19 protein-coding genes and 1 pseudogene are annotated in these 20,693 nt (G+C 60.4%); 18 read left to right on the top strand and 2 right to left on the bottom strand.

What is annotated here, in order from left to right; genetic code table 11:
• Nucleotides 1-4 precede the first annotated feature (4 nt).
• From M5C56_RS07585 to M5C56_RS07520, 14 genes and pseudogenes are all read left to right on the top strand, one after another.
• A complete protein-coding gene (locus tag M5C56_RS07585) occupies nucleotides 5-877 on the top strand; it encodes a ParB/RepB/Spo0J family partition protein (protein WP_103497163.1) in 873 nt (290 codons plus the stop codon).
• A 157-nt stretch (nucleotides 878-1,034) separates the two neighbouring features.
• Entirely contained in the window at nucleotides 1,035-1,442 is a 408-nt protein-coding gene (locus tag M5C56_RS07580; RefSeq protein WP_103497162.1) for a F0F1 ATP synthase subunit I, read from the top strand.
• A 16-nt stretch (nucleotides 1,443-1,458) separates the two neighbouring features.
• Nucleotides 1,459-2,331 (top strand): F0F1 ATP synthase subunit A, encoded by an 873-nt coding sequence (gene atpB / locus M5C56_RS07575; protein WP_103497161.1) that lies wholly within the window; start codon nucleotides 1,459-1,461, stop codon nucleotides 2,329-2,331.
• Nucleotides 2,332-2,464: 133 nt separating this feature from the next.
• Nucleotides 2,465-2,722 carry a F0F1 ATP synthase subunit C gene (gene atpE, locus M5C56_RS07570; RefSeq protein WP_002555987.1) on the top strand — a complete coding sequence of 86 codons (258 nt, stop codon included), beginning with the start codon at nucleotides 2,465-2,467 and terminating at the stop codon, nucleotides 2,720-2,722.
• Between the two features lie 58 nt (nucleotides 2,723-2,780).
• A complete protein-coding gene (locus tag M5C56_RS07565) occupies nucleotides 2,781-3,251 on the top strand; it encodes a F0F1 ATP synthase subunit B (RefSeq protein ID WP_103497160.1) in 471 nt (156 codons plus the stop codon).
• Between the two features lie 12 nt (nucleotides 3,252-3,263).
• Entirely contained in the window at nucleotides 3,264-3,800 is a 537-nt protein-coding gene (locus tag M5C56_RS07560) for a F0F1 ATP synthase subunit delta (RefSeq protein WP_103497159.1), read from the top strand.
• Between the two features lie 21 nt (nucleotides 3,801-3,821).
• The gene (gene atpA / locus M5C56_RS07555; RefSeq protein ID WP_100939909.1) at nucleotides 3,822-5,366 is read left to right on the top strand and encodes a F0F1 ATP synthase subunit alpha; all 1,545 of its coding nucleotides are present in this window, start codon (nucleotides 3,822-3,824) and stop codon (nucleotides 5,364-5,366) included.
• 50 nt (nucleotides 5,367-5,416) lie between these two features.
• Nucleotides 5,417-6,277, top strand: a complete 861-nt coding sequence (atpG, locus tag M5C56_RS07550; RefSeq protein WP_040071850.1) for a F0F1 ATP synthase subunit gamma — start codon at nucleotides 5,417-5,419, stop codon at nucleotides 6,275-6,277.
• 27 nt (nucleotides 6,278-6,304) lie between these two features.
• On the top strand, nucleotides 6,305-7,681 hold the full coding sequence (gene atpD / locus M5C56_RS07545) for a F0F1 ATP synthase subunit beta (protein WP_100939907.1): 1,377 nt from the start codon (nucleotides 6,305-6,307) through the stop codon (nucleotides 7,679-7,681).
• Between the two features lie 45 nt (nucleotides 7,682-7,726).
• The gene (locus M5C56_RS07540; RefSeq protein ID WP_040071848.1) at nucleotides 7,727-8,152 is read left to right on the top strand and encodes a F0F1 ATP synthase subunit epsilon; all 426 of its coding nucleotides are present in this window, start codon (nucleotides 7,727-7,729) and stop codon (nucleotides 8,150-8,152) included.
• A gap of 112 nt (nucleotides 8,153-8,264) precedes the next feature.
• Nucleotides 8,265-9,632, top strand: coding sequence for a bifunctional UDP-N-acetylglucosamine diphosphorylase/glucosamine-1-phosphate N-acetyltransferase GlmU (glmU, locus tag M5C56_RS07535; RefSeq protein WP_103497158.1), 1,368 nt, complete (start codon nucleotides 8,265-8,267; stop codon nucleotides 9,630-9,632).
• A 120-nt stretch (nucleotides 9,633-9,752) separates the two neighbouring features.
• Nucleotides 9,753-10,529 carry a DeoR family transcriptional regulator gene (locus tag M5C56_RS07530; protein ID WP_103497205.1) on the top strand — a complete coding sequence of 259 codons (777 nt, stop codon included), beginning with the start codon at nucleotides 9,753-9,755 and terminating at the stop codon, nucleotides 10,527-10,529.
• Nucleotides 10,530-10,532: 3 nt separating this feature from the next.
• Nucleotides 10,533-12,368 carry a glutamine--fructose-6-phosphate transaminase (isomerizing) gene (gene glmS / locus M5C56_RS07525; protein WP_103497157.1) on the top strand — a complete coding sequence of 612 codons (1,836 nt, stop codon included), beginning with the start codon at nucleotides 10,533-10,535 and terminating at the stop codon, nucleotides 12,366-12,368.
• A gap of 199 nt (nucleotides 12,369-12,567) precedes the next feature.
• Nucleotides 12,568-13,472, top strand: a pseudogene (locus tag M5C56_RS07520) (LysR family transcriptional regulator).
• 18 nt (nucleotides 13,473-13,490) lie between these two features.
• Here M5C56_RS07520 and M5C56_RS07515 read toward each other — a convergent pair.
• Entirely contained in the window at nucleotides 13,491-14,240 is a 750-nt protein-coding gene (locus M5C56_RS07515) for a glucose 1-dehydrogenase (protein WP_103497156.1), read from the bottom strand.
• A gap of 253 nt (nucleotides 14,241-14,493) precedes the next feature.
• On the opposite strand from M5C56_RS07515, the gene M5C56_RS07510 reads away from it, so the two are divergent.
• The 4 genes from M5C56_RS07510 (at nucleotide 14,494) to M5C56_RS07495 (ending at nucleotide 19,109) form a co-directional block, all read left to right on the top strand.
• Nucleotides 14,494-15,309 carry an alpha/beta fold hydrolase gene (locus tag M5C56_RS07510; RefSeq protein ID WP_103497155.1) on the top strand — a complete coding sequence of 272 codons (816 nt, stop codon included), beginning with the start codon at nucleotides 14,494-14,496 and terminating at the stop codon, nucleotides 15,307-15,309.
• Nucleotides 15,310-15,345: 36 nt separating this feature from the next.
• Entirely contained in the window at nucleotides 15,346-16,248 is a 903-nt protein-coding gene (locus tag M5C56_RS07505; protein ID WP_103497154.1) for a LysR family transcriptional regulator, read from the top strand.
• Nucleotides 16,249-16,377: 129 nt separating this feature from the next.
• The gene (locus tag M5C56_RS07500) at nucleotides 16,378-17,007 is read left to right on the top strand and encodes a glutathione S-transferase (protein WP_103497153.1); all 630 of its coding nucleotides are present in this window, start codon (nucleotides 16,378-16,380) and stop codon (nucleotides 17,005-17,007) included.
• A gap of 56 nt (nucleotides 17,008-17,063) precedes the next feature.
• Complete coding sequence (locus M5C56_RS07495) at nucleotides 17,064-19,109, top strand: pyridoxamine 5'-phosphate oxidase family protein (protein WP_103497152.1); 2,046 nt, start codon at nucleotides 17,064-17,066, stop codon at nucleotides 19,107-19,109.
• Nucleotides 19,110-19,115: 6 nt separating this feature from the next.
• Here the strand turns inward: M5C56_RS07495 and M5C56_RS07490 are convergent, their stop codons facing one another.
• A complete protein-coding gene (locus M5C56_RS07490; RefSeq protein WP_103497151.1) occupies nucleotides 19,116-20,618 on the bottom strand; it encodes an aldehyde dehydrogenase family protein in 1,503 nt (500 codons plus the stop codon).
• Between the last annotated feature and the right edge of the window lie 75 nt (nucleotides 20,619-20,693).

The following is a 20,693-nucleotide window of genomic DNA, read 5'->3' as shown; positions in this document are numbered from 1 at the left end:
CCCCATGGCCGTCAAGAAACGAGGTCTCGGACGTGGACTGGATGCACTGCTGAGTGGTCCGACTGTCAGTTCGCTGGAAGAACAGGCCGTCCAGGCCGATCAACGGGAGTTGCAGCACCTGCCGCTGGACCTGATCCAGCGCGGCAAGTACCAGCCGCGCCGCGACATGGACCCCCAGGCACTGGAAGAACTGGCGCAGTCGATCAAGGCCCAGGGCGTGATGCAGCCGATCGTGGTACGCCCCGTCGGCGGCGGTCGCTTTGAAATCATTGCCGGCGAACGCCGCTGGCGCGCCAGCCAGCAGGCCGGGCAGGAAACTATTCCGGCCATGGTCCGCGATGTGCCGGACGAAACCGCCATCGCCATGGCGCTGATCGAGAACATCCAGCGCGAAGACCTCAACCCGATCGAGGAAGCCGTGGCCCTGCAGCGCTTGCAGCAGGAATTCCAGCTGACCCAGCAACAGGTTGCCGAAGCCGTGGGCAAGTCCCGCGTAACCGTGGCCAACTTGCTGCGCCTGATCGCGTTGCCGGAAGTGATCAAGACCATGTTGTCCCACGGCGACCTGGAAATGGGTCATGCCCGGGCCTTGCTCGGTTTGCCGGATGACCGGCAGGTCGAAGGGGCGCGACATGTTGTCGCACGGGGGCTCACGGTGCGCCAAACCGAGGCACTGGTTCGCCAGTGGCTGAGCGGCAAACAGGAGCCTGTCGAGCCCGCCAAGGTCGACCCGGACATCAGTCGCCTGGAACAGCGCCTGGCAGAGCGGCTGGGCTCTTCGGTGCAGATTCGCCATGGCCAGAAAGGAAAAGGCCAACTGGTGATTCGCTATAACTCCCTGGATGAACTACAAGGGGTACTCGCCCATATCCGCTAAATCTGCTGAAACATTTCCTCATGTAGCGAGCAGTCGGAAATCACTACCCGACAGTTGAATAGGGGCTGAACCGCCCCTATACTCTGCGCGCATTTTGTCGGCACAATTTATGCCAAGTTATTGATGGTTGGCAGCCGACCCTTGAGGAGCGTGAGTGATGGAAACCCGCAGGCCAAACAGGTTGCCGTTCCATCGCTTGGCGGTATTTCCGGTTTTGTTGGCCCAGTTTGTCGTTTTGCTGGTGGCCGCTGTGGCGCTTTGGCAATGGCGCGGTGTCGTTGCCGGATACTCAGGACTCTGCGGAGGCCTGATAGCCTTGCTCCCCAATGTGTATTTTGCTCACAGGGCCTTTCGGTTTTCCGGCGCCCGAGCAGCCCAGTCCATCGTCCGGTCTTTTTATGCCGGCGAGGCGGGTAAATTGATTTTGACGGCAGTGCTGTTTGCACTGACGTTCGCAGGTGTGAAGCCATTGGCGCCGATAGCAGTCTTCGGTGTCTTCGTGCTGACCCAGTCGGTCAGCTGGTTCGCACCCGTGCTAATGAAAACAAGACTTTCGAGACCTTAGGGCGTTTGAGGCAACCATGTCAGCAGAAACAACCGCTTCGGGCTATATCCAGCACCACCTGCAGAACCTGACCTTCGGTCAGCTCCCTACTGGCGGCTGGGGCTTTGCCCATTCCGCAGCAGAGGCCAAGGCCATGGGCTTCTGGGCATTCCACCTGGATACTCTGGGCTGGTCTGTCGCACTGGGCCTGATCTTCATCCTTCTTTTCCGCATGGCGGCGAAGAAAGCCACCTCCGGTCAACCCGGCGCACTGCAGAACTTCGTCGAAGTCCTGGTCGAGTTCGTCGACGGCAGCGTGAAGGACAGCTTCCACGGCCGTAGCCCGGTGATTGCACCGCTGGCCCTGACCATCTTCGTCTGGGTGTTCCTGATGAACGCCGTCGACCTGATCCCGGTCGACTGGATTCCACACCTGGCGATGCTGATCACCGGTGACGAGCACATCCCGTTCCGCGCCGTGTCGACCACCGACCCGAACGCGACCCTGGGCATGGCCTTCTCGGTCTTCGCACTGATCATTTTCTACAGCATCAAGATCAAGGGCCTCGGCGGTTTCATCGGCGAACTGACCCTGCACCCGTTCGGCAGCAAGAACATCTTCGTTCAAGCCCTGCTGATCCCGGTGAACTTCCTGCTGGAATTCGTCACCCTGATCGCCAAGCCGATCTCCCTGGCCCTGCGACTGTTCGGCAACATGTATGCCGGCGAGCTGGTGTTCATCCTGATCGCCGTGATGTTCGGCAGCGGCCTGCTCTGGCTCAGCGGCCTGGGCGTGGTGCTGCAATGGGCGTGGGCGGTGTTCCACATCCTGATCATCACCCTGCAGGCGTTCATCTTCATGATGCTGACCATCGTCTACCTGTCGATGGCACACGAAGAAAACCATTAAGAGCCGTCCCGGCGGCTCTGATGTTCCCGGCGCCTCGGCGCGGGGTGGCCCCGCAAGGGGCCGCGAAACGATTTGTTTTACCGCTTTAAATTAAAAAAACCTAAACCATACGACGTAAAAGTCGGGAGGAAAGATGGAAACTGTAGTTGGTCTAACCGCTATCGCTGTTGCACTGTTGATCGGCCTGGGCGCACTGGGTACCGCAATTGGTTTCGGCCTGCTGGGCGGCAAGTTCCTGGAAGGCGCCGCGCGTCAGCCAGAAATGGTCCCAATGCTGCAAGTCAAAATGTTCATCGTTGCCGGTCTGCTCGACGCCGTGACCATGATCGGTGTCGGTATTGCTCTGTTCTTCACCTTCGCGAACCCCTTCGTCGGTCAACTCGCTGGCTGATCACTCGGATGTTTCGAGTTGATTGGTGTGATGGACAACGAACGAGCGAGGTGTTGGCGTGAACATTAATGCGACCCTGATTGGCCAGTCCGTTGCGTTCCTCATTTTTGTACTGTTTTGCATGAAGTTCGTGTGGCCTCCGGTCATTGCGGCACTGCACGAACGTCAGAAGAAGATCGCGGATGGACTGGACGCTGCCAGCCGAGCAGCTCGCGACCTGGAGTTGGCCCAAGAGAAAGCGGGTCATCAACTGCGCGATGCGAAAGCTCAGGCAGCCGAAATCATTGAGCAAGCCAAGAAACGCGGTAACCAGATCGTCGACGAGGCCCGTGAACAGGCTCGCGTCGAAGCTGACCGTGTGAAGGCTCAGGCTCAGGCCGAGATCGAACAGGAACTCAACAGTGTCAAAGACGCGCTGCGCACCCAATTGGGTAGCCTGGTCGTCGAAGGTGCTGGGAAGATTCTGGGCCAGACAATCGATCAAAACGCGCACGCAGAGCTGGTTAAACAACTGGCTACTGAAATCTAAGCGAGGGCGATCATGGCAGAACTGACCACGTTGGCCCGACCTTACGCTAAGGCGGCCTTCGAGCACGCTCAGGCCCACCAGCAACTGGCCAATTGGTCAGCCATGCTCGGCCTGGCAGCAGCGGTGTCGGAAGACGACACCATGCAGCGCGTGCTCAAGGCCCCGCGACTGACGAGCGCAGAAAAGGCCACCACGTTCATTGACGTGTGTGGCGACAAGTTCGATGTCAAGGCACAGAATTTCATCCATGTCGTTGCTGAAAACGACCGTCTCCTGCTGTTGCCGGAGATCGCCGCTCTGTTCGACCTGTACAAGGCCGAACAAGAGAAATCGGTAGACGTGGAAGTCACCAGTGCTTTTGCATTGAACCAAGAACAGCAAGACAAACTCGCCAAGGTTCTCAGTGCACGACTCAATCGGGAAGTGCGCCTGCAAGTTGCGGAGGACGCCGCCCTGATTGGTGGTGTCGTGATCCGCGCCGGCGACCTGGTTATCGATGGCTCGGTTCGCGGCAAACTCGCGAACCTGGCCGAAGCATTGAAATCTTGAGTTTGAAGGGGCAGCAGAGCAATGCAGCAACTCAATCCTTCCGAAATAAGTGAAATTATCAAGGGCCGCATCGACAAGCTCGATGTGACCTCCCAAGCCCGTAACGAAGGCACTGTCGTCAGCGTGTCTGACGGTATCGTGCGGATTCACGGTCTGGCCGACGTCATGTACGGCGAGATGATCGAGTTTCCGGGCGGCGTCTACGGTATGGCCCTCAACCTCGAGCAAGACTCCGTAGGTGCCGTGGTACTGGGCGCTTACACCAGTCTGGCTGAAGGCATGAGCGCCAAGTGCACCGGCCGCATCCTCGAAGTTCCGGTCGGTAAGGAACTGCTGGGTCGCGTTGTCGACGCACTGGGTAACCCAGTTGATGGCAAAGGTCCGCTGAACAACACCGAGACCGACGCGGTCGAGAAAGTTGCTCCAGGCGTGATCTGGCGTAAGTCGGTAGACCAGCCTGTACAGACTGGCTACAAGGCTGTCGATGCCATGATCCCGGTCGGCCGTGGCCAGCGTGAGCTGATCATCGGTGACCGTCAGATCGGTAAAACCGCTCTGGCGATCGACGCGATCATCAACCAGAAAGACAGCGGCATTTTCTGCGTCTACGTGGCTATCGGTCAGAAACAATCGACCATCGCCAACGTGGTTCGCAAGCTGGAAGAAAACGGCGCCCTGGCCAACACGATCATCGTGGCGGCCAGTGCTTCGGAATCTCCTGCGCTGCAGTTCCTGGCACCGTACTCCGGTTGCACCATGGGCGAATACTTCCGCGACCGCGGTGAAGACGCGCTGATCGTTTATGACGATCTGTCCAAGCAAGCAGTGGCCTACCGCCAGATTTCCCTGCTGCTGCGCCGTCCACCAGGCCGTGAAGCCTACCCAGGCGACGTGTTCTATCTCCACTCCCGTCTGCTGGAGCGCGCATCCCGCGTTTCGGAAGAGTACGTCGAGAAGTTCACCAAGGGCGCAGTGACTGGCAAGACCGGTTCCTTGACCGCGCTGCCGATCATCGAAACCCAGGCTGGCGACGTTTCCGCGTTCGTTCCGACCAACGTGATTTCCATCACCGACGGTCAGATCTTCCTGGAATCGGCCATGTTCAACTCCGGGATCCGTCCTGCTGTGAACGCCGGTGTTTCGGTATCCCGCGTAGGTGGTGCCGCTCAGACCAAGATCATCAAGAAGCTGTCCGGTGGTATCCGTACCGCCCTGGCTCAGTACCGTGAACTGGCGGCATTCGCCCAGTTCGCTTCTGACCTGGACGAAGCGACCCGCAAGCAACTTGAACACGGTCAGCGCGTTACCGAGCTGATGAAGCAGAAGCAATACGCGCCAATGTCGATTGCCGACATGTCGCTGTCGCTGTATGCCGCTGAGCGTGGGTTCCTGACTGACGTCGAAATCGCCAAGGTCGGTAGCTTCGAACAAGCGCTGATTGCTTACTTCAACCGCGATCATGCCGACTTGTTGGCCAAGATCAACGTGAAGGGTGACTTCAATGACGAGATCGACGCTGGCCTGAAGGCTGGTATCGAGAAGTTCAAGGCCACCCAAACCTGGTAAGCCGCAGCGGGAGCCGCAAGGCTCCCGCTTGCTAACCTGATAGGTGTTACATGGCAGGCGCAAAAGAGATTCGCAGTAAGATTGCGAGCATCAAAAGCACGCAAAAGATTACCAGCGCCATGGAAAAAGTGGCGGTCAGCAAAATGCGCAAGGCACAAATGCGCATGGCTGCTAGCCGTCCTTATGCGGAGCGTATCCGCCAGGTAATTGGGCATCTGGCCAACGCCAACCCGGAATACCGCCACCCGTTCATGATCGACCGCGCCGTCAAGCGCGTCGGCTATGTCGTGGTGAGCAGTGACCGTGGTCTGTGCGGCGGCTTGAACACCAACCTGTTCAAGGCCCTGGTCAAGGACATGGCGGTAAACCGCGAAAACGGCGTCGAGATTGATCTGTGTGTGGTCGGTAGCAAGGGTGCGGCATTCTTCCGCAACTTCGGCGGTAACGTCGTCGCCGCTATCAGCCACCTGGGTGAAGAGCCGTCGATCAACGATCTGATCGGCAGCGTCAAGGTGATGCTGGATGCCTACCTGGACGGCCGTATTGACCGCCTGTCCGTGGTGTCCAACAAGTTCATCAACACCATGACCCAGCAGCCTACAGTGGAGCAGTTGATTCCTCTGGTGGCGACCCCGGATCAAGAACTCAAGCACCACTGGGACTATCTCTACGAACCGGACGCCAAAGAGCTGCTTGACGGCCTGATGGTGCGTTACGTGGAGTCGCAGGTCTACCAGGCGGTGGTCGAGAACAACGCGGCTGAACAAGCGGCGCGGATGATCGCGATGAAGAACGCTACCGACAACGCCGGTGATTTGATCAGCGATTTGCAGCTGATCTACAACAAGGCGCGTCAGGCTGCGATCACCCAAGAGATCTCGGAAATCGTCGGCGGCGCTGCCGCGGTTTAACGGTTCAAATATTCAGAGGATCCAGCTATGAGTAGCGGACGTATCGTTCAAATCATCGGCGCCGTTATCGACGTGGAATTTCCACGCGACAGCGTACCGAGCATCTACAACGCGCTGAAAGTACAAGGCGCGGAAACCACCCTGGAAGTCCAGCAGCAGCTGGGCGACGGCGTGGTGCGTACCATTGCGATGGGTTCCACCGAAGGCCTGAAGCGCGGTCTGGACGTTGTCGACTCTGGCGCTGCCATCTCCGTACCGGTCGGTAAAGCGACCCTGGGCCGGATCATGGACGTCCTCGGCAACCCGATCGACGAAGCTGGCCCGATCGACACCGAAGAGCGCTGGGGCATTCACCGTCCTGCGCCTTCCTTCGCGGAACAAGCAGGCGGCAACGACCTGCTGGAAACCGGCATCAAGGTTATCGACCTGGTTTGCCCGTTCGCCAAGGGCGGTAAAGTCGGTCTGTTCGGTGGTGCCGGTGTCGGCAAGACCGTAAACATGATGGAACTGATCCGTAACATCGCCATCGAGCACAGCGGTTATTCCGTGTTCGCCGGTGTGGGTGAGCGTACCCGTGAGGGTAACGACTTCTACCACGAGATGAAGGACTCCAACGTTCTGGACAAAGTGGCACTGGTTTACGGTCAGATGAACGAGCCGCCGGGCAACCGTCTGCGCGTCGCGCTGACCGGCCTGACCATGGCCGAGAAGTTCCGTGACGAAGGTAACGACGTTCTGCTGTTCGTCGACAACATCTACCGTTACACCCTGGCCGGTACCGAAGTATCCGCACTGCTGGGCCGTATGCCTTCGGCAGTAGGTTACCAGCCGACCCTGGCTGAAGAGATGGGCGTGCTGCAAGAGCGCATCACTTCGACCAAGAACGGTTCGATTACCTCGATCCAGGCCGTCTACGTTCCCGCGGATGACTTGACCGACCCGTCGCCGGCGACCACCTTCGCCCACTTGGACGCCACCGTCGTACTGTCCCGTGACATCGCCTCCCTGGGTATCTACCCAGCGGTCGATCCACTGGACTCGACTTCGCGCCAGCTGGACCCGAACGTGATCGGCAACGAGCACTACGAAACCGCTCGCGGCGTTCAGTACGTGCTACAGCGTTACAAAGAGCTGAAGGACATCATCGCGATCCTGGGTATGGACGAACTGTCGGAGACCGACAAGCAGTTGGTATCCCGCGCTCGTAAGATCCAGCGCTTCCTGTCGCAGCCGTTCTTCGTGGCTGAAGTCTTCACCGGTGCCTCGGGTAAATACGTTTCCCTGAAAGACACCATTGCTGGCTTCAAAGGCATCCTCAACGGTGACTACGACCACCTGCCAGAACAAGCGTTCTACATGGTTGGCGGCATCGAAGAAGCGATCGAGAAAGCCAAGAAACTGTAATCCCGGCGCCCGGCAACGGGCGCTAATTTAGGTTGAGGCAATCAGATGGCTATGACAGTCCATTGCGATATCGTCAGTGCGGAAGGGGAGATCTTCTCCGGCCTGGTCGAGATGGTGATTGCGCACGGTGCACTGGGTGATCTTGGTATCGCCTTGGGTCACGCGCCGCTGATCACTAATCTGAAACCGGGTCCGATCCGCCTGATCAAGCAAGGCGGGGAAGCCGAGGTGTTCTACATCTCCGGTGGTTTCCTCGAGGTTCAGCCGAACATGGTCAAGGTGCTTGCCGATACCGTGCAACGCGCTGCCGACCTGGATGAAGCCTCCGCTCAGGAAGCCGTCAAGGCTGCCGAGAAGGCCCTGCATGAACGTGGCGCGGAGTTCGATTACGGTTCCGCCGCCGCACGTCTGGCCGAGGCGTCAGCTCAGCTGCGCACCGTCCAGCAGATCCGCAAGAAGTTCGGCGGTTAAGCCAGGGCTTGTTGTGTGATTGATTAAAAAGGGTAGCCTCGGCTACCCTTTTTTCTTTTTCGCGTTTATCACGTGGTCACAGTCGCTGACCACCCAGGATTGGTAGCCAGTCATGTCTCTCGAAATCGTTATCCTCGCCGCGGGTCAGGGCACCCGTATGCGTTCTTCGCTGCCTAAAGTGCTGCACCCGGTCGCGGGCAATTCGATGTTGGGACATGTTATCCACAGCGCCCGACAACTTGATCCACAGCGTATCCATGTGGTGATCGGCCATGGCGCCGACCTGGTGCGCGAGCGCCTGGCCGCCGATGACCTGAATTTTGTCCTCCAGGACCGGCAGCTCGGCACCGGCCATGCCGTGGCCCAGGCGGTGCCGTTTATCAGCGCCGACACTGTGCTGATCCTCTACGGCGACGTGCCCTTGATCGAAGTCGAGACCTTGCGCCGTCTGTTGGAACAGGCCGGCCCCGAGCAGCTTGGGCTCTTGACGGTCGAGCTGGACAACCCGACCGGTTATGGCCGGATCGTGCGCGATGCCGCCGGCAAGGTCGCCGCCATCGTCGAGCAGAAGGACGCCAGCGCGGAGGAACTGGCCATCACCGAAGGCAACACCGGGATTCTCGCCGTGCCGGCCAAGCGTCTGGGTGAGTGGATGAGCCGCCTGTCGAACAACAATGCCCAGGGCGAGTACTACCTGACCGACGTGATTGCCATGGCGGTGGGTGATGGCCTGGTGGTCGCCACCGAGCAACCCCAGAATGCGATGGAAGTGCAGGGCGCCAACGACCGCCAGCAGTTGGCCGAGTTGGAACGTAACTACCAGCTGCGCGCGGGACGGCGGCTGATGGCCCAGGGCGTGACCCTGCGCGATCCGTCGCGCTTCGATGTGCGCGGCGAGGTGACGGTCGGGCGTGATGTGCTGATCGATATCAATGTGATTCTCGAAGGGCGGGTGGTGATCGAGGACGATGTGGTTATCGGCCCGAACTGCGTGATCAGGAACAGCACCCTGCGCAAGGGCGTGACCATCAAGGCCAACAGCCATATCGACGGTGCGATCATGGGCGAGGGCAGCGATGCCGGTCCGTTCGCGCGCCTGCGTCCGGGGAGCGTGCTCGACGCCCGGGCCCATGTGGGTAACTTTGTCGAACTGAAGAATGCGCACCTGGGTGAAGACGCCAAGTGCGGGCACCTGACCTACCTCGGGGATGCCGAAGTCGGTGCGCGGACCAATATCGGCGCCGGCACCATCACCTGTAACTATGATGGCGCGAACAAGCACAAGACAGTGTTGGGCGAGGATGTCTTCATCGGATCCAACAACTCGCTGGTGGCACCTGTGGATATCTCTTCCGGCGCGAGCACGGCGGCGGGCTCGACTATCAACCAGAATGTCGGTGAAGGGCAGTTGGGCGTGGCCCGTTCCCGCCAGCGCAATATCGATGGCTGGAAGCGTCCGGTGAAGATCAACAAGCCCTGAGTTATCCACAGCGCCGGCGCAAGTTGATTTACCCACAGGCAATGATCATTTCACTTGACTAAGTTTCGATTCGAAGGTCTTATTGTCCCCGTTATCTTTCGAATCGAAACTTAAGTGACTATATCGAAACGCAACACCCCACAACGTCGCCACAATATCTTGGCCATGCTCAATGATCAGGGCGAAGTCAGTGTGGATGAATTGGCCAGGCGCTTCGAAACCTCCGAGGTGACGATTCGCAAGGACCTTGCGGCCCTGGAGAGCCACGGCCTGTTGATGCGCCGCTACGGCGGTGCGATCACCATTCCCCACGAACTATTCAGCGACCCGGCCCAGGCAATTTCCCGCTATAAGCAGGCGATTGCCCGCACTGCCGTGGGACGTATCCGTGAGCACGCGCGTATCATCATCGACAGCGGCAGCACCACCGCCGCGATGCTCCCGCAGCTGGGCCAGCAACCTGGCCTGGTGGTGATGACCAACTCCCTGCATGTCGCCCGTGCTCTCAGTGAACTGGAACACGAGCCGGTGCTGCTGATGACTGGCGGCACCTGGGACCCGCATTCCGAGTCTTTCCAGGGCCAGGTCGCCGAGCGCGTCCTGCGCTCCTACGACTTCGACCAACTGTTCATCGGCGCCGACGGCATCGATCTGGAGCGTGGCACCACCACCTTCCATGAACTGCTGGGGTTGAGCCGGGTGATGGCGGAAGTCGCCCGGGAAGTGGTGGTGATGGTCGAGTCCGACAAGATCGGCCGCAAAATACCCAATCTGGAGCTGCCCTGGAGCAGTATCCATACCCTTATTACCGATGATCGTTTGCCCAAAGAGGTACGCGAACAGATTCAGGCCCGTGGCATCACTGTCATTTGCGCGGTTGCCAGTCAGGAGAAATAGAGCATGTGTGGAATTGTCGGTGCAGTTGCTGAACGTAATATCACGGCCATCCTGGTCGAAGGCCTGAAGCGTCTGGAATACCGCGGCTACGACAGCGCCGGTGTCGCCGTTTTCAGCCATAACGGCACGCTGGAGCGCACCCGTCGCACCGGTAAGGTCAGCGAGTTGGAGCAAGCCTTGGCCGGCGCTCCCATGCCTGGTCGCCTGGGCATCGCCCACACCCGCTGGGCGACCCATGGCGCGCCGTGCGAACACAATGCCCACCCGCATTTCTCCGGCTCCGATATTGCCGTGGTGCACAACGGCATCATCGAGAACCACGAAGCCCTGCGTGAACAGCTCAAGGGCCTGGGTTACGTCTTTACCTCGGAAACCGACACCGAAGTCATCGCCCACCTGCTGAACCACAAGTTCAAGGACCTCGGCGACCTGACCAAGGCCTTGAAAGCCACGGTCAAGGAACTGCATGGCGCCTATGGCCTGGCGGTGATCAACGCACAGCAACCGGATCGCCTGCTGGCCGCCCGCAGTGGTAGCCCATTGGTGATCGGCCTGGGCCTGGGGGAAAACTTCCTCGCTTCCGACCAACTGGCACTGCGTCAGGTCACTGACCGCTTCATGTACCTGGAAGAGGGCGATATCGCCGAGATCCATCGCGACAGCGTGCAGATCTGGGACATCGACGGCCGTCAGGTCGAGCGCGAAGCCGTGCAGTACCGCGATGGCGCGGAAGCGGCCGAGAAGGGCGCGTTCCGCCACTTCATGCTCAAGGAAATCCACGAGCAACCGACCGTGGTCCAGCGCACCCTGGAAAACCGTCTCGGTCCGAACCAGGTCTTGGTACAGGCGTTCGGCCCCCAGGCGGCGGAGTTGTTCGCCAAAGTGCGCAATGTGCAGATCGTCGCCTGCGGCACCAGCTATCACGCCGGCATGGTTGCGCGGTACTGGCTCGAAGGTCTGGCGGGTATCCCGTGCCAGGTCGAAGTTGCCAGCGAGTTCCGCTACCGCAAGGTGGTGGTGCAGCCGGACACCTTGTTCGTCTCCATCTCCCAGTCCGGCGAAACCGCCGACACCCTGGCGGCCTTGCGCAATGCCAAGGAGCTGGGCTTCCTCGGCAGCCTGGCGATCTGCAACGTCAGCATCAGCTCGCTGGTGCGCGAATCGGACCTGACCCTGTTGACCCAGGCCGGTCGTGAAATCGGCGTGGCTTCGACCAAGGCCTTCACCACCCAACTGGTGAGCCTGCTGCTGCTGACCATGGCCCTGGGCCAGGTCCGTGGCACCTTGGCACCGGCTGTCGAAGCGGAACTGGTGGAAGAGCTGCGTCGCCTGCCGACTCGCCTGGGCGAGACCCTGGCCATGGACACCAAGGTCGAGAAAATCGCCGAGCTGTTCGCCGACAAGCACCACACCCTGTTTCTCGGCCGTGGCGCACAGTACCCGGTGGCAATGGAAGGCTCGCTCAAGCTCAAGGAAATCTCCTATATCCACGCCGAAGCCTATCCGGCGGGTGAGCTGAAGCACGGGCCGTTGGCCCTGGTGGACAACGACATGCCGATCGTGACCGTGGCGCCGAACAACGAATTGTTGGAGAAGCTCAAATCCAACCTGCAGGAAGTGCGCGCCCGCGGTGGTCAACTGATCGTCTTCGCCGACGAACACGCCGGGATGGTCAATGGTGAAGGCACCCACGTCATCACGATGCCGCATATCCACGACACCCTGGCGCCGATCCTCTACACCATCCCGCTGCAACTGCTGTCGTACTACGTGGCGGTGCTCAAGGGCACGGACGTCGACCAGCCGCGTAACCTGGCGAAGTCGGTGACGGTGGAGTAAGGCTGCGGGTTTGGCTGTTCTGTATAAAGCCGCCGATCAAGGCGGCTTTTTTTTCCCCGCGATTTATCACTGTGTCGTTCTCGTTGAAGTGCGCGGCCTTTCTTCCGAGGTCTGACGGCCGACAGAAAAATTTTGCACGCTCCCAGGCAATACCTGCAGACTGCTCGAAGTGACGTGAATCATTCCGGGGAAGAATAAGATGGATCGGTTGGCTGCGATGGAAACCTTCGTCTACGTCGTGGAGACAGGGTCCTTTTCCGCGGCAGGCAGACGTCTGAACGTCGGACAGCCTGCTGTTTCAAAAAGCATCGCGCAGCTTGAAGAGCACCTGGGGGTTCGCTTGCTGACCCGTTCGACGCGAGGGTTATCTCCGACCGAGGCCGGCACGCTCTTTTTTGAACGGGCGAAGAGGGTCATCGAGGAGGCCAATGAAGCCGAATTCGCCGCGCGCGGGGCGGGTGCCGGATTGACCGGGACATTACGCATTTCCACGACAGTGACCTTTTCCAGATTGCATATTCTTCCCCATTTGGGGGGATTCCTGGAGATGCACCCTCTGCTTGACGTTGACGTGCTGCTTGACGATCGATCGGTGAACCTTGTTGAAGAGGGGATCGATATCGCCTTGCGCATGGGCAACCTCAGCGATTCGAGTTTGACGGCCAGAAGGATTGCCCGATGCCGACGGTTGGTAATGGCTACGCCCGGTTATTTCAAACGACGCGGTGTGCCCGAGTCGCCCGCGGATTTGGCGGACCATGAAGCGGTGATCTATACCCTGGGCGGAGGGGGGCATCGTGGTTATTCAAAAAAGGCACGACCGAGGAGTCAGTCACCCTCAACGGCCGTGTACGAGTCACCGCTGCCGAGGGTATTCGGACAACGGTATTGTCAGGCTACGGCCTGACACTCTCCTCTGAGTGGATGTTCGCCCCTGAGCTGGCCAGCGGAGAGGTCGTGCCCGTTCTTCAGGACTGGGAGCTTCCCGAAATGGACCTTTGGGCCATCTTCCCGACCGGGCGCATGGCAAGTGCCAAGGCCCGTGCGTTTGTGGCCTATGTAGAACAGTTGATGGGAAACGTCACCTCAGTGGCAGTCATCTGATCCAGGGCGATGCCGGTCTCAGACTTGAGCCATGCCACCGTCGACGCACAGGTCAATGCCCGCAACGAAACTGCTGTCGTCCGAGGCCAGGAACAGCGCGGCTGAAGCAATTTCTTCCGGGCGGCCAAGGCGCCCCAGCGGAACGGCTTTGGCGAACGATGCTTTCAACTGATCGACCTGCTCCTGGGTGGACGCCTGGCTTTCCATGATCGGCGTATCAACCGGGCCCGGGCTCAGGCTGTTGACCCGAATGCCACGGTCTTGCAGCTCCAGTGTCCAGGTCCGTGCGAACGAGCGGACGGCCGCTTTGGTCGCGCTGTAGGTGCCGTAGCCGGGAATGCCTTTGGTGGCGGCGATTGAAGCGGTCAGGATGATCGAGCCGCCATCACGTATCAAGGGAAGTGCTTTTTGTACGGTGAACAACAGGCCCTTGACGTTGATATCGAACGTCCCGTCATAGTGTTCGACGCTGACGTCATTGAGGTAGGTGGGGTCCACGATGCCCGAGTTGGCGACGAGCACGTCAATGCAGCCTTTCTCGCGTTCAACGACCTCGTAGAGTCGGTTTAAATCTTCGGAGCTGGAGACGTCGCCCTGCACGGCTGTCACGTTGCGACCGATCAATGCGACGGCCTTGTCCAATTCGGCTTGGCGCCGGCCGGTGATAAAGACATAAGCACCTTCTTCAACGAAACGCTGGGCGGTCGCAAGACCGATGCCGCTGCTGCCACCGGTGATAACTGCAATCTTGCCTTGAAGCTTGTTCATGGTAATGCCCTCAGGAAGGTAGAACTGAGGGAGGGCCCAGGGTGGCCACTCGCCTCGTGGTGAGGGCCCAAGTGTCTGCTCCATGATTTAAACCGGGAACGCCGGTCACGGGCATAAAACCTATGCCTCATATGAATGAGCGCCCATACCTCTGGACATTTGAACGCGTGCAGGCAACGCTGTCCGATCTCTTGATTCCGAGTGCAGGGGGCCTGGGCACTCGTTGTTTCATCCATTAGCGAAGGATAATTCAATGCCGTTTGTGACGATCGATGGACAACCGCTGCACTTCCTCGACCAGGGCGCGGGCGAGGTGGTGGTGCTGGGCTCCAGCTACCTGTGGGACAGCGGCATGTGGGCACCGCAGATCGCGGCACTCTCGCAACACTACCGAGTGATCGTGCCCGAACTCTGGGGCCATGGGCAGTCCGGACAGCTGCCGGAGAACACTCGTAGCCTCGACGATCTGGCGAATCAGGTGCTGGCCTTGCTGGATCACTTGGAAGTTCAGCGTTTCACCCTGGTCGGCCTGTCGGTCGGCGGCATGTGGGGCGCGCGCCTGGCCCTGGCAGCACCCGAGCGCGTCCGTGGCCTGGTGTTGATGGATACCTATGCTGGCGAAGAACCTGCACCGACCCAGCAATATTATTTCTCGATGCTGAAGATGATCGAGGACGCCGGCAGTATTCCGCCGCCTTTACTCGATGCAATCACGCCGATTTTCTTCAAGGCAGGTGTCGACCCGCAGCTGCCGTACTATCAGGCGTTTCGCGCGTCCCTGACGACCTATTCGAGCGAGCGCCTGCGCGACAGCATCGTCCCATTGGGACGGCTGATCTTCGGACGCGAAGATCGTCTGGCCGAGCTGGCGACGCTGGATGCCAGTCGCACCCTGGTGATGTGCGGCGAGCAGGACAAGCCACGGCCACCGAGCGAGGCTCGGGAGATGGCCGAGTTGATCGGTTGCCAGTACATCGGGATACCGGAGGCCGGGCATATCTCCAGCATCGAAAACCCGACATTTGTGAACGATGCGCTGTTGGCATTCCTATCCGAGCTGCCTGCATAGTCAGCGCGATCCTCCGGAGTAGCGAGTAGCCAACCCATGGACAGATTCCAGGAAATGCAGGTGTTTATTGCCGTCGCCCAGGAGCAAGGCTTCGCGGCGGCGGCGCGGCGTCTGAGCCTCTCGGCACCGAGCGTTACCCGGGCGGTGGCGGCGCTGGAAAAACGCATCGGCGCCCAGTTGCTCGTGCGTACCACGCGCAACGTGCACCTGACCGAACCCGGGCAGCGTTATCTGGAAGACTGCCGACGCATCCTCGCCGCCATGGAGGAAGCCGAGGCCTCGGCCGCCGACAGTCACGCCCGCCCCAGCGGCCAACTGACCATGACCGCCCCGGTGCTGTTCGGCGAGTTGTATGTCACGCCGGTGATGGTGCGTTATCTGGAGCAGTATCCGGCGGTGGATATCAACGCGCTGCTGCTGGACCGCGTGGTCCCCATGGTCGAGGATGGGATCGATGTCGCGGTGCGGATTGGCGAGTTGCCCGACAGCGGTTACCACGCCATCAGGGTAGGGCAGGTCCGCCGGGTGGTCTGCGCTTCACCGGCCTATCTGGATAAACAGGGTCGTCCCCAACATCCGGACGAGTTACGTCAGGCGCAGATCGTCATGGCCGCCTCGGCTTCGCAGGTCAGGAGTTGGCAATTCCTCGAGGGCGACAAACCCTTGAGCATTCGCCTGGAACCACGATTGGCACTGACGGCGAATCGGGCGGCGATCCACGCGGCCTGCCTGGGCCTTGGCCTGACTCGGGTGCTGTCTTATCAAGTCGCCGACAAGCTGGCGGCCGGTGATCTGGAAATTGTGCTGGAAGATTTCGAGTTTCCGCCGCTGCCAATCCATGTGGTGTATCAAGGAGGCCGCACGGTTTCCGTACGGGTGCGCAGTTTTGTCGATTTCGTGGTCGCGGCCCTACGCGAACACCCGAACCTGAAAGGCTGATCGGTATTTCATTTTTTGAAAGAATGGATTGCCGTTTCTGGTGATTCTGTTGTTTTCGCTGAAGGAGCAAGATCACTCCATCAGCGCGAACCATCCCGGGTTGCGCTTCTGCCCCCGTGGAGTCCCGCCATGTCCCAGACCCCCATCAAGCTCTACAACTTTTCCCGCTCCGGCCACGCCCATCGCGCCGAACTGATGTTGTCCCTGCTCGGCCTGCCGGTGGAACTGATTCATGTGGACCTGCCCAGCGGTGCCCATAAGACCCCGGAATACCTGGCCCTGAATGCCTTCGGCCAGGTGCCGGTCATTGATGATCAAGGCCTGGTCCTCGCTGACTCCGCAGCGATTCTGGTGTACCTGGCGCTCAAGTATGGGCAAGGCCGCTGGTTGCCTACCGACCCGGTTGGCGCCGCCCATGTGCAACGCTGGCTGTCGGTAGCGGCGGGGCCGATTGCCTTCGGTCCGGCCCGGGCCAGGTTGATCACGGTCTTCGGTGCACCCTTTGACGCCGAGGACGCGATCAGTCGTTCCCATGCCTTGCTCAAGGTCGTCGAGCATGAACTGAACCAGTCGTCCTATCTGGTGGGTGACACACCGACCATCGCCGATGTCGCCGGCTACAGCTATATCGCCCATGCGCCGGAAGGCAATGTCTCGCTGGCGGACTACCCCAATGTACGGGCCTGGTTGGCGCGGATCGAAGCCTTGCCGGGCTTTGTGCCGATGCCGCGTGCCGTCGCCGGATTGCAGACCGCCTGAGATCGATGAAACCTCCCGGCCACTTCGGCCGAGAGGGTTTCCCGTGGAGAGTCGCGATGAACACATCCAGCGCATCACCCTGGCACGTCGGTGAACTGCAGATGCAGACCCAGGTCGGTGTCGCCGAACGGATGGCTGAACTCGGTCCGAGGGTGATCCGTGACTACATGCCGGACCAGCATCGTGACTTTTATCGCCAGTTGCCGTTCCTGCTGTTCGGCACCGTCGACGATCAGGGCAATCCCTGGGCGAGCCTGTTTGAGGGCGAGCCGGGCTTTGCCTTTTCTCCCGATCCCAAGTTGTTGCAGGTGGCGAGTTTTCCACAGGTTGCGGACCCGACCTATTCAGCCCTGCGAGCCGGCGCGGCCATCGGCTTGCTGGGAATGGAGCTGCATACCCGGCGACGCAACCGTATCAATGGGCGTGTGGCGGCGCTGACTGGAAAAAACCTGAGCGTGTCTGTGGAACATGCCTTCGGCAACTGTCCGCAGTACATCCAGTTGCGTCAGTTCGAACGAGTGCCCGCGCCGGACCCGGCCACGCAAGTGGTTCATCGCTCGCAAGGCCTGGACGCCGAGGCCGTGGCAATGATCCATGCCGCCGATACGTTCTTTGTCGCCAGTTATGTGGATATCGACGGCGCTCGCTCCGTGGATGTCTCCCATCGCGGCGGGCAAAGCGGCTTTGTCCGGGTCGAGGGCGACTGCCTGACCATCCCGGACTTCGCCGGTAACCTGCACTTCAACACCCTGGGCAATCTGCTGATCAATCCCCATGCGGGCCTGTTGTTTATCGATTTCAATACGGGTGACCTGCTGCAGCTCAGTGGGCGCACCGAAGTTATCCTCGACGGGCCGCTGGTGAAAGCCTTTCAGGGCGCCGAGCGTTTGTGGACGTTCCACGTGGAACATTGTGTGCGGCGTCCGGCGGCTTCGACCTTGCGCTGGAAGTTCGAGGGCTTTTCACCCAACAGCCTGATGACCGGCAATTGGGATCAGGCGGCTGCGCGCTTGCAAGCCGAAGCACTGGGCAACGCTTGGCGGCCTTTGCGGATCAGCCGGGTTGTCGAGGAAAGCAGCAACATTCGTTCGTTGTACCTGGAACCGACGGACGGGGCGGGGTTGCCGGTGTTTCAGGCCGGGCAGCATCTGCCGCTGCGTTTCGATCTGGGCGGGCAGACGCAGATTCGTACCTACAGTCTGTCGGGCGCTCCTTCGGATGCGTTCTGCCGAATCAGCGTCAAACGCGACGGGCGGGTGTCGTCCCATGTGCATGACCAGCTCAAGGTCGGTGATGTTCTTGAGGCGCGCGCGCCGCAGGGCCATTTCACTGTGGCGACCCATGAGCAGCGTCCGCTGGTATTACTGGCGGCGGGGGTAGGGATTACACCCCTGCTATCGATGTTGCGGGAGGTGGTGTATCAGGGCAAGCGTACCCGGCGGATGCGGCCCACGGTTTTGTTCCACAGTGCCCGGTCGTTGGCGGAGCTGCCGTTTCGGGCCGAGCTGGATAAACTGATGGAACGTGCGGGCGATACGGTTCAGGTGGTGCGCCTGCTGAGTCAACCGGAGCCTGAGGCAGTGCCGGGTGAGGATTATCATCTGCAAGGCCGACTGGATGTCGAGGTGTTGAAGGCCGTGCTGATGGTCGACGACTATGATTCAGTGGATTTTGTCCTGTGCGGCCCGGGTGGTTTTACCCAGGGGCTGTACGATCAACTGCGGGATATGGATATCCGCGATGAGCGTATTCATGCGGAGACTTTTGGCCCGTCGACATTGCGCCGTCGCCAGGATCCGGGGGTAGCGCAAATCGAGCAGCCGCCGGCGGCTACGCAGTCGGTGCCGGTGGTGTTCTATCGTTCGGGCAAGGAGGCGCGTTGGCGACCGGAAGGTGAGAGCCTGCTGGTCTTGGCGGAAAGCCGTGGCTTGCAGCCGGAGTTCAGTTGCCGGGGCGGGTCCTGTGGAACCTGTAGCACGCGCGTGATCAGCGGGCAGGTACATTATCCACAGCCGCCCGCGGAGTTGCCGGGCGAGGGGCAGGTGCTGATTTGTTGCGCGATTCCGGCGCAAAGCACGGAACCGCTGGTGTTGGATCTGTAACGGCTTTCAGCGTCGCAGGCTGGTATCGATCTGGCTCATCCGACTGCGCAAGGTAAACACTCCATCCCCGGAGAGGATCGCCCCACGGGCAAACAAGCGCCCGTTCTCCCAGTTCGAAAGCCCCAGTTCCGGCTTGTTCAGCGCGTACTGGCCATCGACCCAGCGAGTGAAGCCATCGCCGACAAAGGGGGCGTTGATGCTGTTGTAGAAGTAATCGTGGGCGCCACGGTCGGCGCTGATCAGCGATACGGTGAACTGCGGGCTGTAGCGATTGAACAGGGCAACCGCCTGATCCAGGTCGTCGACGATTTTCAGGCTGACTTCCGGCGTCTCTTCCCACTCCCATTCGCGGCCCAGCTGGTCTTCGGGCAACGACTCGGTTTGTGCTTCTTCCTCATACCCTTCGGCACGCTGGACCTGCACCCGCGCGTGCAACCACTCGGCCGGCAGCACGCTTTCATCGCCGCTGACGATATGCAGCTTGCAGCGCTGGCCGCGTGCTTCGCCGGCAGCCTTCAGCGCCTCAAGGAACAACGGCACCAGTTCGGCTGCGCGCTGGCGATGAATCACACAGACATTAAGCGTGTTGCAGACCTTGCGATCCAGGGAGTTGCGCACCACTTCGGCAAAGCGCTTGGCGTCCGCGTCCTGATGGGCCACCAGCCAGGCGCCGCCGGTGCCGTGCAGACTGACCACAGTGCCGGCCTGCTGGGCGATTCCGCCAAGCTGCTTTACGGCATGGCCCGAACCCCGGGCCACCGCCAGGGACAGGCGGCGGTCGGCGAACATCGCCCAGCCTGCTGCCCGATCGCTGCTTTCCACCAGGGACACCGCACCCGCCGGTAAACCGGCTTCGTGCAGCGCTGGATTGAGTGCATGGCGAACAATTGCCTGGGCCGTGCCGAGGGCATCGCTGCCGATCCGCAGCACGGCGGTATTACCCGTACGCAGAACGCCGGCAGCATCGGCAAACACATTCGGCCGACCTTCAAAGACAAATGCCACCACGCCCAGGGGCGCGACGACTTGCTCAACCTTCCAACCTTCATGTTCCACGGACTCACGGACCCGACCGCGAATCAGCGGCGCATCACGCCAGGCCCGTAGCCCGGCAATCATGTCGCGACGCATGGCCTCGCTTGCCAGCAGACGGGTGGTGGAGCGCCCACGGGCCTTGGCCTGGGCGATATCGGCCTGGTTCGCGGCCTCGATCAATGCCCAGGAAGCCGGTGCTTCCAGATGCTGGGCAAACAGGTCGAAGAACTGGCTGATGGCCTCGTCCGAGACTTGGGCCAGTGCGGTGAACGCAGTTTGTGCAGTGTCGATGGCCTGGGTCGCGATCTGTTGCACGGCATGGGGAATCAGCAGCAGTTCGCCGCTGGCCTGGTCCACCAGCAGATGATCGCCCGGCTGGAAACGCTCGGCCAATTCCGGCGGCACCGGGGAAACCCGGTTACCCGCGTAGAGAATTGGCGTGCCGGCGATAAGACGATCGAGCGTGCTGGTCATGGTTGGAACACTTGTCCGTGGGAGTAGGAGGCAAAATGTATAAGAAAAACGCCGTCGGCTCACCTGCTAACGGCG

Source organism: Pseudomonas sp. MWU13-2862, from assembly GCF_023242495.1.
GTDB lineage: Bacteria > Pseudomonadota > Gammaproteobacteria > Pseudomonadales > Pseudomonadaceae > Aquipseudomonas > Aquipseudomonas gingeri_D.
The sequence above is the reverse complement of the archived record's forward strand: the minus strand, read 5'-3'. Positions and strand labels throughout refer to the sequence as shown.

What these genes read in the sequence shown, in the direction of transcription:
- M5C56_RS07585 (WP_103497163.1), top strand. Translation starts at nt 5, where the DNA reads ATGGCCGTCAAGAAACGAGGTCTCGGACGTGGACTGGATGCACTGCTG.
- M5C56_RS07580 (WP_103497162.1), top strand. Translation starts at nt 1,035, where the DNA reads ATGGAAACCCGCAGGCCAAACAGGTTGCCGTTCCATCGCTTGGCGGTA.
- atpB (WP_103497161.1), top strand. Translation starts at nt 1,459, where the DNA reads ATGTCAGCAGAAACAACCGCTTCGGGCTATATCCAGCACCACCTGCAG.
- atpE (WP_002555987.1), top strand. Translation starts at nt 2,465, where the DNA reads ATGGAAACTGTAGTTGGTCTAACCGCTATCGCTGTTGCACTGTTGATC.
- M5C56_RS07560 (WP_103497159.1), top strand. Translation starts at nt 3,264, where the DNA reads ATGGCAGAACTGACCACGTTGGCCCGACCTTACGCTAAGGCGGCCTTC.
- atpA (WP_100939909.1), top strand. Translation starts at nt 3,822, where the DNA reads ATGCAGCAACTCAATCCTTCCGAAATAAGTGAAATTATCAAGGGCCGC.
- atpG (WP_040071850.1), top strand. Translation starts at nt 5,417, where the DNA reads ATGGCAGGCGCAAAAGAGATTCGCAGTAAGATTGCGAGCATCAAAAGC.
- atpD (WP_100939907.1), top strand. Translation starts at nt 6,305, where the DNA reads ATGAGTAGCGGACGTATCGTTCAAATCATCGGCGCCGTTATCGACGTG.
- M5C56_RS07540 (WP_040071848.1), top strand. Translation starts at nt 7,727, where the DNA reads ATGGCTATGACAGTCCATTGCGATATCGTCAGTGCGGAAGGGGAGATC.
- glmU (WP_103497158.1), top strand. Translation starts at nt 8,265, where the DNA reads ATGTCTCTCGAAATCGTTATCCTCGCCGCGGGTCAGGGCACCCGTATG.
- glmS (WP_103497157.1), top strand. Translation starts at nt 10,533, where the DNA reads ATGTGTGGAATTGTCGGTGCAGTTGCTGAACGTAATATCACGGCCATC.
- M5C56_RS07515 (WP_103497156.1), bottom strand. Translation starts at nt 14,240, where the DNA reads ATGAACAAGCTTCAAGGCAAGATTGCAGTTATCACCGGTGGCAGCAGC.
- M5C56_RS07510 (WP_103497155.1), top strand. Translation starts at nt 14,494, where the DNA reads ATGCCGTTTGTGACGATCGATGGACAACCGCTGCACTTCCTCGACCAG.
- M5C56_RS07505 (WP_103497154.1), top strand. Translation starts at nt 15,346, where the DNA reads ATGGACAGATTCCAGGAAATGCAGGTGTTTATTGCCGTCGCCCAGGAG.
- M5C56_RS07500 (WP_103497153.1), top strand. Translation starts at nt 16,378, where the DNA reads ATGTCCCAGACCCCCATCAAGCTCTACAACTTTTCCCGCTCCGGCCAC.
- M5C56_RS07495 (WP_103497152.1), top strand. Translation starts at nt 17,064, where the DNA reads ATGAACACATCCAGCGCATCACCCTGGCACGTCGGTGAACTGCAGATG.
- M5C56_RS07490 (WP_103497151.1), bottom strand. Translation starts at nt 20,618, where the DNA reads ATGACCAGCACGCTCGATCGTCTTATCGCCGGCACGCCAATTCTCTAC.